Origin of the sequence: Flavobacterium haoranii, from assembly GCF_009363055.1 — a bacterium.
GTDB lineage: Bacteria > Bacteroidota > Bacteroidia > Flavobacteriales > Flavobacteriaceae > Flavobacterium > Flavobacterium haoranii.
The window spans coordinates 131365-146407 of sequence record NZ_CP045292.1; the positions used below are offsets into that span (position 1 = coordinate 131365).

At 31.7% G+C, this 15043-nt stretch carries 15 protein-coding genes and 2 pseudogenes; 13 read left to right on the forward strand and 4 right to left on the reverse strand.

All coding sequences use genetic code 11. The features are described 5' to 3' along the window. Window positions 1-3 precede the first annotated feature (3 nt). The 5 genes and pseudogenes from GCU34_RS00645 to GCU34_RS00660 all read left to right on the forward strand — a co-directional run bounded on the left by GCU34_RS00645 (window position 4) and on the right by GCU34_RS00660 (window position 6117). Window positions 4-2613 (forward strand): type I restriction endonuclease subunit R, encoded by a 2610-nt coding sequence (locus GCU34_RS00645; protein WP_262884247.1) that lies wholly within the window; start codon window positions 4-6, stop codon window positions 2611-2613. 62 nt (window positions 2614-2675) lie between these two features. Continuing rightward, window positions 2676-3152, forward strand: coding sequence for a hypothetical protein (locus tag GCU34_RS13735; protein WP_227658703.1), 477 nt, complete (start codon window positions 2676-2678; stop codon window positions 3150-3152). Between the two features lie 5 nt (window positions 3153-3157). After that, a complete protein-coding gene (locus tag GCU34_RS00650; RefSeq protein WP_143146189.1) occupies window positions 3158-3853 on the forward strand; it encodes a M48 family metallopeptidase in 696 nt (231 codons plus the stop codon). A 1162-nt stretch (window positions 3854-5015) separates the two neighbouring features. Then, window positions 5016-5437: pseudogene (locus tag GCU34_RS00655) on the forward strand (DUF6943 family protein). Window positions 5438-5649: 212 nt separating this feature from the next. Beyond that, complete coding sequence (locus GCU34_RS00660; RefSeq protein ID WP_072780730.1) at window positions 5650-6117, forward strand: DUF1905 domain-containing protein; 468 nt, start codon at window positions 5650-5652, stop codon at window positions 6115-6117. 224 nt (window positions 6118-6341) lie between these two features. Here the strand turns inward: GCU34_RS00660 and GCU34_RS13545 are convergent, their stop codons facing one another. The 4 genes from GCU34_RS13545 to GCU34_RS00675 are packed head-to-tail and all read right to left on the reverse strand — an operon-like array spanning window position 6342 to window position 8017. After that, a complete protein-coding gene (locus GCU34_RS13545) occupies window positions 6342-6515 on the reverse strand; it encodes a hypothetical protein (protein WP_178138323.1) in 174 nt (57 codons plus the stop codon). Then, window positions 6508-6801, reverse strand: coding sequence for a hypothetical protein (locus tag GCU34_RS00665; RefSeq protein WP_072780729.1), 294 nt, complete (start codon window positions 6799-6801; stop codon window positions 6508-6510). The genes GCU34_RS13545 and GCU34_RS00665 overlap by 8 nt, the downstream gene beginning before the upstream one ends. Window positions 6802-6833: 32 nt before the next feature. Continuing rightward, window positions 6834-7226, reverse strand: a complete 393-nt coding sequence (locus GCU34_RS00670; RefSeq protein WP_072780726.1) for a DUF5675 family protein — start codon at window positions 7224-7226, stop codon at window positions 6834-6836. 32 nt (window positions 7227-7258) lie between these two features. Further along, window positions 7259-8017 (reverse strand): hypothetical protein, encoded by a 759-nt coding sequence (locus GCU34_RS00675; RefSeq protein ID WP_072780723.1) that lies wholly within the window; start codon window positions 8015-8017, stop codon window positions 7259-7261. Window positions 8018-8919: 902 nt separating this feature from the next. On the opposite strand from GCU34_RS00675, the pseudogene GCU34_RS00685 reads away from it, so the two are divergent. The 8 genes and pseudogenes from GCU34_RS00685 (at window position 8920) to GCU34_RS00720 (ending at window position 15037) form a co-directional block, all read left to right on the forward strand. After that, window positions 8920-10166: pseudogene (locus GCU34_RS00685) on the forward strand (site-specific integrase). A gap of 118 nt (window positions 10167-10284) precedes the next feature. Then, window positions 10285-10545 (forward strand): hypothetical protein, encoded by a 261-nt coding sequence (locus GCU34_RS00690; protein WP_152378321.1) that lies wholly within the window; start codon window positions 10285-10287, stop codon window positions 10543-10545. 17 nt (window positions 10546-10562) lie between these two features. Beyond that, a complete protein-coding gene (locus GCU34_RS00695) occupies window positions 10563-11096 on the forward strand; it encodes an RteC domain-containing protein (protein WP_152378322.1) in 534 nt (177 codons plus the stop codon). 116 nt (window positions 11097-11212) lie between these two features. Beyond that, window positions 11213-11518, forward strand: coding sequence for a helix-turn-helix domain-containing protein (locus GCU34_RS00700; protein ID WP_072780711.1), 306 nt, complete (start codon window positions 11213-11215; stop codon window positions 11516-11518). Window positions 11519-11604: 86 nt separating this feature from the next. Beyond that, window positions 11605-12378: a hypothetical protein gene (locus tag GCU34_RS00705; RefSeq protein ID WP_072780708.1), complete on the forward strand. Its 774-nt coding sequence runs from the start codon at window positions 11605-11607 to the stop codon at window positions 12376-12378. 30 nt (window positions 12379-12408) lie between these two features. Beyond that, window positions 12409-13056, forward strand: coding sequence for a P-loop NTPase family protein (locus GCU34_RS00710; RefSeq protein ID WP_072780705.1), 648 nt, complete (start codon window positions 12409-12411; stop codon window positions 13054-13056). Between the two features lie 147 nt (window positions 13057-13203). Beyond that, on the forward strand, window positions 13204-14199 hold the full coding sequence (locus GCU34_RS00715; RefSeq protein WP_072783349.1) for a type IV toxin-antitoxin system AbiEi family antitoxin: 996 nt from the start codon (window positions 13204-13206) through the stop codon (window positions 14197-14199). Further along, window positions 14189-15037 carry a nucleotidyl transferase AbiEii/AbiGii toxin family protein gene (locus GCU34_RS00720; RefSeq protein ID WP_072780702.1) on the forward strand — a complete coding sequence of 283 codons (849 nt, stop codon included), beginning with the start codon at window positions 14189-14191 and terminating at the stop codon, window positions 15035-15037. Before GCU34_RS00715 ends, GCU34_RS00720 begins: the two co-directional genes overlap by 11 nt. Window positions 15038-15043: the final 6 nt, after the last annotated feature.

A 15043-nucleotide genomic window follows, 5' to 3' on the forward strand; every position in this document is an offset into this window, starting at 1 on the left:
AACATGGGGTGGAAATACCTGTCTCAAGAGCAAGCAGTTGAAGCAAGAGGAAATAGAACATCAAATGTATTGTTAGAAGGTGTTTTGAAACAACAATTGCAAAAAATAAATACCATAAACTATAAAGGTAAAGATTTTTCATTTTCTGAAACAAACATCAATAATGCAATTGTAGCACTAAGAGATTTACCAATAAATGAAGGATTTATTGCGGCTAACAAACATTTTTATGAACTTATTACCCTAGGTAAAAGTTTAGAACAAAATATTTTAGGAGATAAGAAAAGTTTTTCTTTTCAATATATCGATTGGAAAAATCCTGAAAATAATATTTTCCATGTAACGGAAGAATACAGTGTAATCCGTTCAGAAAGAGCAGACCATTACCGTCCTGATATTGTACTATTTGTGAATGGTATCCCTATGGTTGTCATAGAATGCAAAAGTCCATTTATCAAAGAACCAGTAGAGAAAGCAATTGAACAACAGCTAAGAAATCAACAAGACGATGGAATTCGATCACTATATCAATATTCTAATCTAACATTAGCATTAGCCACTAATGATGCAAAATATGCAACAACTGCTACAGCTAAAGAGTTCTGGGGTTATTGGAAAGAAGTATTCAAAACAAAGGAGGAACAGTTAAATTGGGAAGAAAAAATAAATGCTATAAAACACCAACCCCTGCCAAATGATGAAAAAACAATTTTGTTTAAAGAGCGTTTTAAAAGTGTTTGGAATTATTTTGAGCAATTAGAAAAAGAACAACAAGTAATTACAGAACAAGATAAATTACTCTACAGCTTTTGTGTTCCTGAAAGGCTGTTAGACATCATGTTTAATTTTACATTGTTTGATGAAGGAATTAAAAAAGTAGCGAGATACCAACAATATTTTGCAATAAAAAATACATTACAAAGAATTGAAAAAACAGATAATAAAGGAAATCATATTGGAGGAGTAATCTGGCATACACAAGGAAGTGGAAAGTCACTTACTATGGTAATGTTAGCACAACTAATTGCAGCGAATCCAACAATCAAAAACCCTAAAATTATTCTAGTTACCGATCGTATTGACTTAGATGATCAAATAACGGAAACATTTCAAAAATGCCAAGTTCCAGTTGAAAATGCTCAAACAGGCAAACATTTAGTACAATTAATCAAAAGTCCAGGCGATGCAGTAATTACTACTTTAATTCACAAATTTGAAGCGGCGGTAAATCAAGAAAAACAAGGTTTTACATCATCCGAAATCTTTGTTTTAATTGATGAAGGACACCGCAGTCAATACGGTACATTCAATGTTAAAATGCAAAAGGTTTTCCCAAATGCATGTTTTATCGCTTTTACAGGTACTCCTTTAATGAAAAAAGAAAAAAGTACAGCAAATAAATTTGGAGGTCTAATCGATGTGTATTCCATTACAGATGCGGTAAATGACAAAGCTGTAGTACCTCTTTTGTACGAGGGTAGACACAACTTAATTGAAGTGAATGAAAAACCATTGGATAATTATTTCGATAAAGTCTCAGAACCTCTAACAGAATATGGCAAAGCAGCATTAAAAAGAAAATACAGTTCTAAAAATATTTTAAATAAAGCAGACCAAGTAATTTATGCAAGAGCATGGGATATTTCAGAACACTTCGAAGACAATTGGAAAGGAACCATTTATAAAGGACAACTTGTAGCTCCTAATAAAGTTTCAGCTATTCGATATAAAGAATATTTAGACGAGATTGGAAAAGTAACGTCAGAAGTAATAATTTCTGCTCCAGATATGAGAGAAGGTGAAGAAGATGCTTTTGAAATTGCTGAAGATAAAGTAAAAGCATTTTGGAAATCTCGTATGGACAAATACGGTACAACTGAAATGTATGAAAAAACAGTTATCAATTCATTCAAAAAGCAAGATACTCCTGAAATTATAATAGTAGTTGACAAATTACTTACTGGTTTTGATGCGCCAAGAAATACCGTTTTATATCTTACGAGACCTTTAAAAGAACATACGCTTTTACAAGCTATTGCACGTGTTAATCGTTTATGCCCAGGAAAAGATTATGGGTATATCATTGATTATTTTGGAAACTTAGAAAACTTACACAATGCTTTAGAAACCTATTCAGGTGATAATACTTTTGATGCGGAAGATATCGAGGGTACTTGGACTAATATTGGAGATGAAATTAAAAAGCTACCTCAAGTACATTCAGATGTTTGGGATATTTTTAAAACAATAAAAAATAAATATGACGAACCTGCCTATGAGGAATTATTAAATGATGAAGAACTAAGACATAATTTTTATGAAAAAGTTTCCATCTTTTCAAGAATTTTAAAAATGGCTTTGTCTAGTTTTGAATTTGCAACCAAAACAGACGAAAAAGTTATAGAAAAATACAAAAAGGATGCAAAATTCTTTTTAGCATTGCGTATAGCCGTAAAAAGAAGATATTCCGATGATTTAGATTATGCCGAATACGAACCACAAGTTCAAAAGCTTATTGACAAGCATATTACTACGGAAGGCGAAGTTTTAAGAATTACAGATCAAGTCAACATTTTTGACAAACAAAAAGAGAAGAAGAAGTTGAAAAACTAAGTAGTAAAGCTGCTAAAGCCGATCATATTGCCAGTAGAACTATTCGTGCTATCAATGTAAAAATGAACGAAGACCCTGTTTTTTATAAAAAATTATCAAAACTAATTAAGGAAGCAATTGAAGAATATCATCAACAACGTATTGATGAAACAGAATATTTGAAAAAAGCCAAAGAATTTGAAGAAACATTCTTAAAAGGGCAAACGGAAAATATTCCTGAGATAATAAAGAACAATCCAACAGGAATAGCAATCTTCAATTTAATAGGTGAGGTTTTTGTTAATGAGTTGAAAAACAATGACGATTTGCCAGCTAAAATGGCAAAAGAAATAGATGAGATTTTAAAAAATATCGTTTTTGATAATGGTATTTTACGTATAGATTGGCAAAAAGACCAAAATATAGAAAGTGAAATATTGAGAAGCATTGACGATTATTTCTTTGAGGCCAAAATTCGCTTTGGTATTGATTTTACGTTTGAAAAAATAGACCAAATGGTAGAAGAAGTATTGAAAATGGCTAAAACTAAATTCGTATGATAACAATGTCGGAACATTCTATAAATTACGGGTCAAAATCAATCAAATTTCATTTAGATTTTTCAGACAGAAAAACATTAGGTATTAAAGTTCATCCTGATAATTCGGTACATGTTGCAGCTCCTTTCGATTCAGAAATGGATAAGATAGAAGCTAAAGTAAAGCAAAAAGCTCGTTGGATTATAAAGCAGCAAAATGAATTTTTATCTTATCTACCTAAGTTAGCAGAAAGAAAATTTATAAATGGAGAAACACACTTGTATTTGGGGAGACAATATCTTCTAGAAATAAATCCAAGCAAAAAAAATGAAGTTAAAATTTCAAGAAATAAGCTAATTGTAAACCATATTGTTAAAAGTAAACCTGAAAGTGTATTGGAAAAATGGTATATAGAAAAAGCAGAACAACATTTTAAAAAATTGATTCATGAGGTATTGCCCTTATTTAATAAATACCAAGTCAGTACACCAACAATTCAAATTAAAAAAATGAAAAAACGCTGGGGTAGTTGTTCTGCTAATGGAAATATAATTTTAAATTTAGAATTAATTAAAGCCTCTAAAGGTTCTATTGAATATGTAATAATTCATGAACTATGCCATTTAATCCATCACAACCACACTAAAGCTTTTTACGAACTGCTAGATTCGATAATGCCAGATTGGAAGAAATGGAAAAATAAATTAGAACAGCAACTATAGTTAATAATAAGAAGCGAAAGACTCGGGCATTCTTGGTTTCCAAATACGTCATCCTGAGCTTTGTCGAAGGGCCCGCTGTCCGTTAAACACGGTATCACTCCCATCGGGGCTAGATAGTAAGCAAATGGCTTTCTTGTTTTCTTTTTTTTTAATAGGAACGCTTCGCTGAAGTAGTTTCACCCACCCAGTCCTAGTTTATCCTGGGCTTGCCGAAGGGCTCCCCACCGCACTAGTGGTATTTTGTGTGTTTTTAGCACTTGTTTTCCCCATAGTAAGTCAATAAAAAAAGGCTCCCTGTTTTTCCAACCCCTCGCGCACAGTCCGCCTTTTTTTATCCACTTACACCCAATCCAAAAAACAAACGCTAAAAACACACAAAAACCACTCCCAAGCTATTATTACATAATAAACCTTATAATTCATTCCCAACACCCCACGCAGTCCCCCTGAAAGTTATAAGGGTTATTATGTAAAATATCCGCTCCCAGCCGCACCCACCAGAAAAATAATAGGAACGCTAACGCTAACGTAATTTTCATCGTTTTTTGAAGATGCTTCCCATTTCCATCAGACTTTAACAGCAAACTGAAAACCGAGACTGCTAACTGAACTATCAAGCATCCTCAAAAATCAAACTATCACAAGAGTGTATTTTTATTTGCAACCACAACCGATACACCACGTAAGCAAATAAAAAAACACCCTTGTTCACCAGTCCCGATTGAACACCCCTAAAACCCCATTTCATAAGAACATTTGGGGTAAACATTTTTACAAAAAAAAGGATAAAAAAGAAGCCAAAGGTTTGTTCCGGGTATTCAAAAAAGCAAGTTCAAGCCTTCGGTTCTGGATAAAATCTCCACCCTCATTTTCCAGTTCACTTATTTCCTGAATACTAAAAACTGTCCACTGTACACTCCACAGTAGGGTAGTATTTTACCCGTAAAACTTGCTTTTTTGAAACCCTCCACAAGGCAAGAGGGCTTTCTTTTTTTTCCTTTTTTCTTTTGCAAAAATGTGTGTGAAATGGAGTGAAGCGGAATTCACGAACTCCTATAAAAAAACAATAGAAAACATGTGAGTAATCATCTCGGTTTCCATTCACATTTCGGGCAATCACGAAGGAAAGACGAAGGAAGTTAACCTGTTAAATCCTTGTACTATGGACACAATTTTTATTAAAACCCACCAACCTGGGGCGCATTATGCCAAACCGCACTTTTTCGTATTATCAAAAGGACTGAATAGCGGAAAACCTCAAAACGAACCCTTTACAAACAGCTTTGTACTTGTATTTCAAACTGAAGCTCAAAAAGAGGACATTTTTTGGATAGCCATGAGCCTATGGAAATCCAAATTCTGGATGCCTTTTCTTCGCGGTTCGGTTATTCCGTTCTTATCTCTCTATGAATTCAAAAAGAATTCAATCCAAAAGCAACCCGAATGATGCGAGAACACGAGCAGCACAAAAAAAACATCCATGCACTAAAGCTGTTGCAAGAGCAGGAAAACCATTTCAATAAAAACATCCACCTCATCAACGAACTCAAAAACGCTATTATGATGAGGTATAGAAATAAATAAAAGGAAGCCTGGACTAATTTGTCTAGGCTTTTTTATTTAATCAAAGAAACCATATCGAAAGAATTCATTTATATTTGGATAATAATTTGATATTAATTACTATCAATCAAAATAATTCAAAAGCATTAGTAAAACTTTACATTTGTAACATTTGACAATAATGGTAACAAACCCAATTGAAATTTAAAAACATTTAAAAAATTGAAAAGAGAATGAATTACATAGTTGAAAATGAAAAGTTAACGCTACAATATATTCCAGGAAATGGAGCTTGGACTTATCAATTGATAATTCCAAATACCAAAGACATTAAAGGTAAATGGGGTGATTTAAAAGTTTCAGGAACTATCGATGGCTATGAAGTTAAGAATAAGAATTTAGGACCAGTAAAAAATTCGGATAAAAAAATGGCTATAAATTCAGAAATTAGAAATGCAATAAACAAAAATGGCGGTGAAACCGTAATTGTAACTTTATATCTGGAAAATCAAACAGAAACAAATGATAATTCTGAAATTTTAGAGTGTTTTAAAGATGCGCATGTTTTGCATATTTTTGAGCGATTAGATAAAATAGAACAGACTCAAATTCTAAACGAAATTTCTACTGTTGCAACGGATGATCAAAAAGCAGAAAAAATAATTAAGGCAATTGAAAATCTTGAGACTAAACGAAGATGAGTGAGTAGAATATTTAATGTAATCAAACTAAATAAAACAGAGCTGTAAGATATTTACCGAAGATTAACTTGTATTTTCAAAGTGGTTCAATTTTAATAATGTTTAATTCTAAAATTCAATTTCTACTACAAGTTTCGTTACACATTACAACCGATATAGCAAAAAAGCCTGAACAAAATTCAGGCTTTCTCATACTCAGTAAAGGTTACCAATCAAAACTGAGCTTATTTCTTTTTTGAGGTTAGGCGTTTTAAAAGCACCGAAACACCAAAACTAACGACTGCTCCAATAAAGGCTAAAACTATTGTTTTCAAGACATCTGCTGAGGTTAAATTAGGAATAACACTCAATGCAAATCCTCCAAAAGTTCCTGCCCTCAAAGTTAAGGAATTATCCATTTCCTCCAACATCAGTTTCGGGCTTAACCTCATCTTTTTTGTTGCCCAGGATAGTATTATCCTTAACCTGTGCTGAGCTTGTCGAAGTATCAACGGTAATTTGGCTTACTGCTGATAAAACACCACCTGCAACGGCAGCATAACCTGCAACGGTTACAACAACAGCAGGTAAAGCTACTGGAGCAGCTACAATGCTTCCACTTACTGCTAATAAGGCTAATCCAATGGTGCGCAACACCTTAAAAAATTTCGGAGTGGGTGCCTTAGCACGTTCTACTACATTCATAATCTATCTTTTTATGTCATCCTGTAAAGGATCTATTGTACAATCAATTCTACACTTTCTTTGTTATCCAAAGCTTTATAAACTAAGTCTTTCAACTTGGTAAAAGCTTTTCTAGATAGTAAACCTAAACCAGGTCCAGAAAGTTTCGTAACAGGAGCAATACAGCCTCGCAATTCCTTTTGTGCATTATTGGCAGGATGTATCAAAATATACGTTCTGTTCGGTACATTCACCAATTCCAAATGCCATTTGTACTTCGCACTATATCGCTTTCTAATAAAATATTTCCCTTCCGGAATACAGGAAATCCCACGCTCATTTCGTTTCCACGGCAATTCAATAGTATAACTAATCAATTTGCCTTCACATTCCAATTTTCCATTCGTTCCTTCAGGGAAATAAGTTCTTGTCAAAAACAGCACCATAACTGCAAACTGAGACTGAGACTGTCAACTAATTAAACTCCTCCATCAACCGCTACAATAGATAACGGGTTAAAAGCTCCATTTTTCAATGGATACATTTGCCCATTAATTTGTTGGTAAAACTCCACACCAAGAGCCAAAACAAGTGGGTGAGTAGAGTTAGCAGTCACCGCATTACTCAAGTTGATTACAGTCGTAGCTGTAGCATCCCAAGGTAAAATTGCAGTTTCAGAAGTAGCCACTTCATACGATTCCCCAGTAAAGTCAATTGCAGCTCCACCAGAAATCACTTTAAAGTGAGTAGTTCCACTAGGAGCTGCAATCATGTTCGCAGGAACAAAAGGAGGAATCGAAACATCCAATGTACCAGCCACACGATCAATAGCAGGAGTAAAAGGAGCAAACAAAGAAGTTCCTAATTTTCCACGAATATTAAATTCGAAACCAAGAACCAATTCAATTTCCCCATCAATTACATTACGTAATCCTCTTTCACTCACAGCATCCATTTGGATAACCTTAACCATTTGTTGCGTCAAACGACTCACCATTCTACCATCCGCAGAGTTCAACAACAATGGGCGTAAAGCCGTTCTCAAAAGCTTACCTGCTTTTCCAGCTCTACCAAATTCAGAACCGTTCTCACGTGTTCTTTGAAACGCAGGGTCACTAGCAATTCTACTTGCTTCAATGCCACCTTTCTCACGAGCTAAATGCCCATCCTGCGTCTTATAAAAAGTAATATCCCCGATAGTACCTTTTAACTTAATTATGCCTTTCTGTCTAGCCATAACTTCAAAATTTTAGTTCAACATTTTTTCACTTTCATTAATCACATTCAAAACTCGGTTGCAACACTTTCTGAAATAATTACACTGCAAATTTCCCACACAAAACCCATCAAAAAACAATATCCAATACCAAATGTCCTAAATCGACACATTTGTCCTTAAACGTCCTAAAACACATTATATGAACTCTATCAATCAACGTTAAATGAAAAGATTAATTAAGTATCTTTAACCTATCTCAAAGCCAACTCAAAAGCAAGGTTAAAGTATGAATCAAGTACCAAAACGAGTTTGTATCTATCCAAAGGACATACAACGCATTACAGGTAAAAGCTATCGTCAAAGCACAAGAATATTAAATGAAATAAGAAAGTCGCTTAGAAAGCCTAAAAATAGCCTTGTAAGTGTAGAAGAGTTTTGTTTGCATACTGGCTTAAATATCGAACATGTTTTACCATTGATTGATTAGCAGTATCAACTTATTTAATTTTTAAACTACTTAATTGAAATATTTTATTATATTTGTACTGTAAGATTTGTCAGAAAAACGAATGCTTTTTTGAGGTTTAAAATCGAGACCCAAGATTTGGACAATTGAAAAAACTTTTAAAATATAGGCTTAACGAAAGAGATACGAATCCCTCTTTCTCCGCTGAGCAAGGCTCAAACGAAATCAAAACCCTTTAAATAGTAGTATTTAAAGGGTTTTTTCATTTTATATATTAGCCAATTTATTCATTTTTAATCAAAAAAAGGTGCACAATCGGTGCACTCAGGTTTCGCTCAAAAAAAGTGCACCGAATTTTTTGAAAACCCTTGCAAAATAAGGTGTTCAATGAATAAACATCTTGACCTATATTGAGAATTAAAATAAATTAATTATCAATTTAAAGGTTACCATTATGACTACAAAAATCTCTCTGATTTTCTACATTAGAAAATCAAAAATCAATGCCAATGGACAAGTTCCAATTTATCAACGCATAACTATCGAAGGAAAACGATACGAAATCAGTACCGGACAATTTGTTGAAGAAGCAAAATGGAGTTCTGAAGCAGGCAGAGTGAAAGGCAATTCAGAAGAAGCTCGTTCAATAAATAACCGACTAGATATGGTTAAATCTAAAGTATTCGATGTAGAGAGAAGATTATTCATGAGTAATACACAAATCAATTTTGAAAACTTCAAAAACGAATACTTAGGCAAAAAAGAAAGAGAACGAACATTGATTCCTATCTTCATAGAACACAATCGTAAAATTAAAGAATTAGTGGGTTCTGAATATGCTCTAGGCACATTAGAACGATACGAGACATCTTTAAAACATACCAAAGCATTTTTACAATGGAAATACAACATTTCAGATATTGACATAACCAAAATAGACCATGCTTTTATAACCGAGTATGAATTCTATCTAAGAACAGAAAGGAAATGCGCGAATAACACCGCTGTCAAATACATTAAAAATTTCCATAAAATCATCAATATCTGTTTAGCAAATGGATGGTTAATAAAAGACCCTTTTGCAAATTATAAATCGAAAGTAAAAGAAGTAATTCGAGAGTTTCTAACGGAGCAAGAAATTCAAGAAATAATGAACAAAGAATTTGTAACGGAAAGATTAGAACAAATACGAGATATATTTGTGTTTAGCTGCTTTACTGGTTTAGCATATATTGATGTTAAACAACTTACAAATAATAATATTGTATTGGGTATAGATGGTGATAAATGGATTAATAAGAATCGTCAAAAGACAGATACGAATTCAAAAATACCTTTGCTTCCAACAGCTCAATATATTTTAGACAAATATGCAGAACACCCAGTTTGTTTAAATGAAGGTAACCTCCTCCCTGTCCATCAAACCAAAAAATGAATGCATACTTAAAAGAAATAGCAGATGTTTGTGGTATTAAAAAAGACCTTACTTTCCACATGGCAAGACATACTTTTGCTACTACAGTCACTCTGAGTAATGGAGTTCCTATCGAAACAGTAAGTAAAATGTTAGGACATACAAATTTGAAAACAACTCAACATTATGCAAAGATTTTAGATAAGAAAATTAGTGAAGATATGCAGGTATTAAAATCCAAATTCAGTAATAATTTGCAAACTTCAAGCAAATCAGTGAATTACTAAAATTGTGAAAAAATAAAAGTATTTTAAGATTTTATCAACATTTATATTAATAGATTTTAGTTTAATTTGACAAACTAAAATCTATTCTTTTTATGATTACAACTATAAAAATAACTCTTTGGTAGATTTTGAAAATGAACTATGTACTATCTTAAACACGCATTCAAATGAAATAGAAAAAGCTAAAAAAATTATTAGTTTCATTGAAGAAACACTTAAACAAATTTCAAGTTGGTTAAAAAACCATGTATTTGATTCAATTCAAGATGAAATAATATTTTTTAAAGAAATTAAACCCAATATAGTAGCAAAACTAATCTTCTATAAAGAAGTCTTAATACTAATTGCTACCCAACCAATAGACAAAACAAAAAGGTAAAATACTTTGAAAAAAGATTGAATGCAATTAATCAATTCCACAGGAAAAACAGAGAATTTATTAAATATATAAAAAGTCAATCAACACATTTTGATGAGTTATATTTTACTCGAAAAAAGTATAAAGACCTTTTCTTAAACGATTGTGTAGTTATCAATCAAGATGCTAAATTATCTACTTCACATGACTATTTATTAGCTGAAGTAATTGCGTATGAATTATTAGCAATTTACATTGAAAACTGCATTGATAACCTCAACAAATCTTGTGCTATAGCAAATACAAACTTTAATTCAAATCTTCATTGGACAGCAAAAAAGATTGATCTAATTGAATTAATTTATGCTTTACACCAAGCTAAAGTATTCGACAATGGTCAAGCAGATATCAAAGAGATAACACACGTTTTAGAAAAAGCCTTTCAAATTGATTTAGGCGACAACATTACCAGAAGTTTTATCGATATCAAAAACCGTAAAACTGAACCAACACGTTTCTTAAATCAGTTACAAGCAGAACTCGAAAACAAAATCGAGAAGGATTCATATTAAATACTTCAATTTCTATCCAAATCTTATAAAAATCGTTCCCAAGTTGGTACCAACTTGGGAATTTTTATTATCCAAAAGCTATTGTTTTGTTTCAAATTAATTCAAAACATAGCATTATGAACAATTTAAACCACAAATCACTTTTTCCTGAAACGGATAACATAGAATTATTAAATCACCAAGTAGTAACAAAAAGAGATTTATTAAATTTTGGAAATTTACTCTTAAACGAACTAAAGAATGCTACTTCAAATGAAGCCACTCAAAAACAATGGCTAAAATCTTCAGAAGTTAGAAACTTATTAAAAATCTCTCCAGGTACTTTACAAAACCTTAGAATCAACGGCACTTTAAAATATAAACGTATTGGCGGAATCATTTACTACAAATACGAAGACATCGTAAAAATGCTAAATCAGTAAAAAAACGCTGCTAGTTACTATTCACTATTCACTAATTACACACGAGCCTCTTTTGAGGCGAACTGGCGTAGCAAAAAGCTAGTAAAATGAACTACATCAAACACCTTACAGGTTTCTTCGAAAAGGTAAGTATCGATTATGACCTCAACCCAACACATATTAGTCTATACATGGCCATATTTCAATTGTGGAATCAAAACCGTTTTCAAAACCCAATTAGCATTTCTCGAGATGAATTAATGAGAATTAGTAAAATCGCTTCTACGGCAACATACCATAAGTGTATTAAAGAACTTGCAGAAAGAGACTACATTATTTACAAACCATCTTACAACCCATTTAGAGGTTCATTATTAGAAGTTTGCAACTTAGATTTCTACACAAAGCCAGTAACTAAAAAAGAAATAAAAAAAATAACTGCTACATCAAAAAATGAAAAGGTTATTGAGCAAGTTTCTGAACAAGTAATAAACAAGCACCAAACAAGTAATGAACATGTACCTATTATAAACAATACAAACAGTATAAACATTAAAAAGGATAACACTCAAAATGGTAATAAAGAAAAAAGTGATTCAAAATTTTCAAAGCCTTTATTTGAAGAAACCAAAAATTATTTCCTTGAAAAAAACACACCAGAATTTGAAGCAGAAAAATTCTACAACTATTACGAAAGTAATGGTTGGTTAATTGGAGGAAAAACAAAAATGAAAGATTGGAAAGCAGCTGCAAGAAATTGGATGATCAATGCAAAGAAATTTGATAAAAATTCGTCAGCTCGAACTGATTCCAAAACAAACAATCTAACCCCAAACCAATTGCACGTTGCCAATCATAAAAACTATGACGAAGCTTTATAAAAATGAACATAACACTTAAAACTAAAAGTTATGCCACACATCAAAGATACATACACAATCCGCAACAATACTAAACATTATGATTTCCAAAAATGTTTGAACTACATCGAACAACAAGGCAAAATAATCTATGGAAGATATTTCCAGTTAGACCCTGTAGATTACCCAACCATATACAAACTAATAACCTATGCCATTCAAGACCAGGAAAAAGCAAATCAACTAAATCTTGATATCAACAAAGGAATCCTTTTATCAGGACCAATTGGCTGTGGTAAAACATCAATCATGTCATTAATAAAACCATTTTTCTACCAAAGGAACGATTATAAAATAAAAACATGCCGTGAAATCTCATTCGAATTCGCAAAAAACGGATTCGATACCATCCAACATTACACACAAAAACAACACACACAAATTAGATTATCCGGCTATTGTTTTGACGATTTAGGTGCAGAACAAAATATCAAGCACTATGGTAACGACCTCAACGTAATGGCAGAAATTATCATTTCTCGTTACGAAGATTTTGTTCAAAATAAATCTATTACTCACATTACCACTAACTTATCAGCAAGTGAAATTGAAAATCTTTACGGCAATCGTTTACGGTCTAGAATGAGATCAATGTTTAATCTGATTACTTTCAATAATCAATCTAAAGACAAAAGATAATTGTTAGATAGTCCATTTAGATTAAAAAAAGCCATGACAATTCTATCAAATACTTAATAAAAATAGTATTAAAATATTTTTATTTTTAAAAATGTTCACTATATTTGAATGTTCATTGTCAATGAACGCTTAAAAATAATGAACAGTATGTATAAGGATAATGATTTTATATATGAAGCTTTTTCAAACCTACAAGAGCTAGTAAAGACTGAAATTACTGTAGATAGTAATAGAGAACCTTATGATGCTGTTATACAGATTAAAGGTCAATCATTCTATTGCTTAGCTAAAAAAAATGCAAGAAATTCAAATCTAGGAATTATTATAAACAGTATTAATGTTTTTCAAAAATCAATTAATAGTAATAAAAAAATATTGTTTGTTGGTGAATATATAGCTAAAGATGTTGCCGAAACGTTAATGGAAAATAATATAAACTATCTAGATGTAGCAGGTAATTGTTATATAAATACGGATACAATTAAAATTATTATTGAAGGTAGAAAACAAATTAAACCAAAAAACGTAAACCAAGCTAGAGCATTCCAAGAAGCAGGTTTAAAACTACTACTCTTATTATTATCGTTAGAAGAATCTTCTGAATACTCATATAGAGTTCTTGCAGATAAGTCAAATATTGCACTAGGTTCTGTAAGTCAAATAATGAAAGAGTTAGAAGAAAATAATTTTATTCTAAAAACTAACGACAAAAGAATAATTAAAAACCGTGAAGAATTAATTGAAAGATGGGTAGTTGCTTATAATGAAACACTAAAACCTAGATTATTTAGAAAATCATATAAAGCAATTAACCTAGAAGAATTAAGGAAAACCGTAAATAATAGTGATGATAATTTAATATTTTTCGGTGGCGAACCTGCAGCTGAAAAAATAACTAATTATTTAAAACCATTAGAATACATTATCTATACAAATGAGGAGTTAAATCAACTTGGAAAACAATTAAAATTAATTCCAGACCAAGAAGGAAATGTAAAGGTTTATAATACCTGTTGGACAGAAAACCTATTCAATAAATACAGTCATGTTGCCCCATCGCTGGTAGTTTATGCAGATTTAATAGGAAGCGGAAACAACAGAAATATTGAAACTGCTAAAATGATTTTAGAAAATGAATTATAAAATCGAAAGTCAAAAAATAGAACATCCACTACTAAAACCATTATTGGCGGAGTTAATTCCTTTTTTTGAAGAAAGAGGAATTAGCTTTTTTGTAATTGGTGCTACAGCTAGAGATATAATTCTAGAAATAAGTGGTCAACAATCAGGCAGAAGAACACAAGATATTGATATAGCAATTTCTATTGATAAATGGGAGCAATTTGAAGAAATAGCCAATGAACTAATTAACTTAGAAAACTTCTCTAAAGATCCTCAACAACAACAACGCTTTTTATATTTAAATAAATTTCAAATAGATATCGTTCCTTTTGGAAATATAATGGATGAACATGACAAAATTTATTGGCCACCAGACCAAACTTTTGCCATGAACGTATTAGGCTTTGAGGAAGCTAAAAATGAAACTGTTACAATTACTTTAGATGAAGAAATTCAATTTGAAATTGTAAACTTAATCAGCATCTTCCTTTTAAAAATTGTAGCATGGAAAGATCGTCATCATAGAGGAAATAAAGACGCAGACGATATTGCGTTCATCATGCAAAATTATCTCAATATTAATGATGAAAGAGCGGCAACGGAACATTATGACGATGTGTATGGTATAGACAATTATACAGAACTAAAAGCATCTGCTTCTTTGATTGGTATAGATTTACGAGAATTAGTAAATGAAAATCCAAAACTTAAAGAATTTTTAATAAACGAATTAAATAAAGATATTGAAAAGCAAGAAGCTAGCATACTAATCAATCAAATTTTAGAAACACACAAAACATTACAATATGAAGATGTTTTGGAAAGTATAAAAATTATTAAACAACAACTAAGCAAATAACCAATT

What these genes read in the sequence shown, in the direction of transcription:
- GCU34_RS00645 (WP_262884247.1), top strand. Translation starts at nt 4, where the DNA reads ATGGGGTGGAAATACCTGTCTCAAGAGCAAGCAGTTGAAGCAAGAGGA.
- GCU34_RS13735 (WP_227658703.1), top strand. Translation starts at nt 2,676, where the DNA reads ATGAACGAAGACCCTGTTTTTTATAAAAAATTATCAAAACTAATTAAG.
- GCU34_RS00650 (WP_143146189.1), top strand. Translation starts at nt 3,158, where the DNA reads ATGTCGGAACATTCTATAAATTACGGGTCAAAATCAATCAAATTTCAT.
- GCU34_RS00660 (WP_072780730.1), top strand. Translation starts at nt 5,650, where the DNA reads ATGAATTACATAGTTGAAAATGAAAAGTTAACGCTACAATATATTCCA.
- GCU34_RS13545 (WP_178138323.1), bottom strand. Translation starts at nt 6,515, where the DNA reads ATGGATAATTCCTTAACTTTGAGGGCAGGAACTTTTGGAGGATTTGCA.
- GCU34_RS00665 (WP_072780729.1), bottom strand. Translation starts at nt 6,801, where the DNA reads ATGAATGTAGTAGAACGTGCTAAGGCACCCACTCCGAAATTTTTTAAG.
- GCU34_RS00670 (WP_072780726.1), bottom strand. Translation starts at nt 7,226, where the DNA reads ATGGTGCTGTTTTTGACAAGAACTTATTTCCCTGAAGGAACGAATGGA.
- GCU34_RS00675 (WP_072780723.1), bottom strand. Translation starts at nt 8,017, where the DNA reads ATGGCTAGACAGAAAGGCATAATTAAGTTAAAAGGTACTATCGGGGAT.
- GCU34_RS00700 (WP_072780711.1), top strand. Translation starts at nt 11,213, where the DNA reads ATGAACAATTTAAACCACAAATCACTTTTTCCTGAAACGGATAACATA.
- GCU34_RS00705 (WP_072780708.1), top strand. Translation starts at nt 11,605, where the DNA reads ATGAACTACATCAAACACCTTACAGGTTTCTTCGAAAAGGTAAGTATC.
- GCU34_RS00710 (WP_072780705.1), top strand. Translation starts at nt 12,409, where the DNA reads ATGCCACACATCAAAGATACATACACAATCCGCAACAATACTAAACAT.
- GCU34_RS00715 (WP_072783349.1), top strand. Translation starts at nt 13,204, where the DNA reads ATGTATAAGGATAATGATTTTATATATGAAGCTTTTTCAAACCTACAA.
- GCU34_RS00720 (WP_072780702.1), top strand. Translation starts at nt 14,189, where the DNA reads ATGAATTATAAAATCGAAAGTCAAAAAATAGAACATCCACTACTAAAA.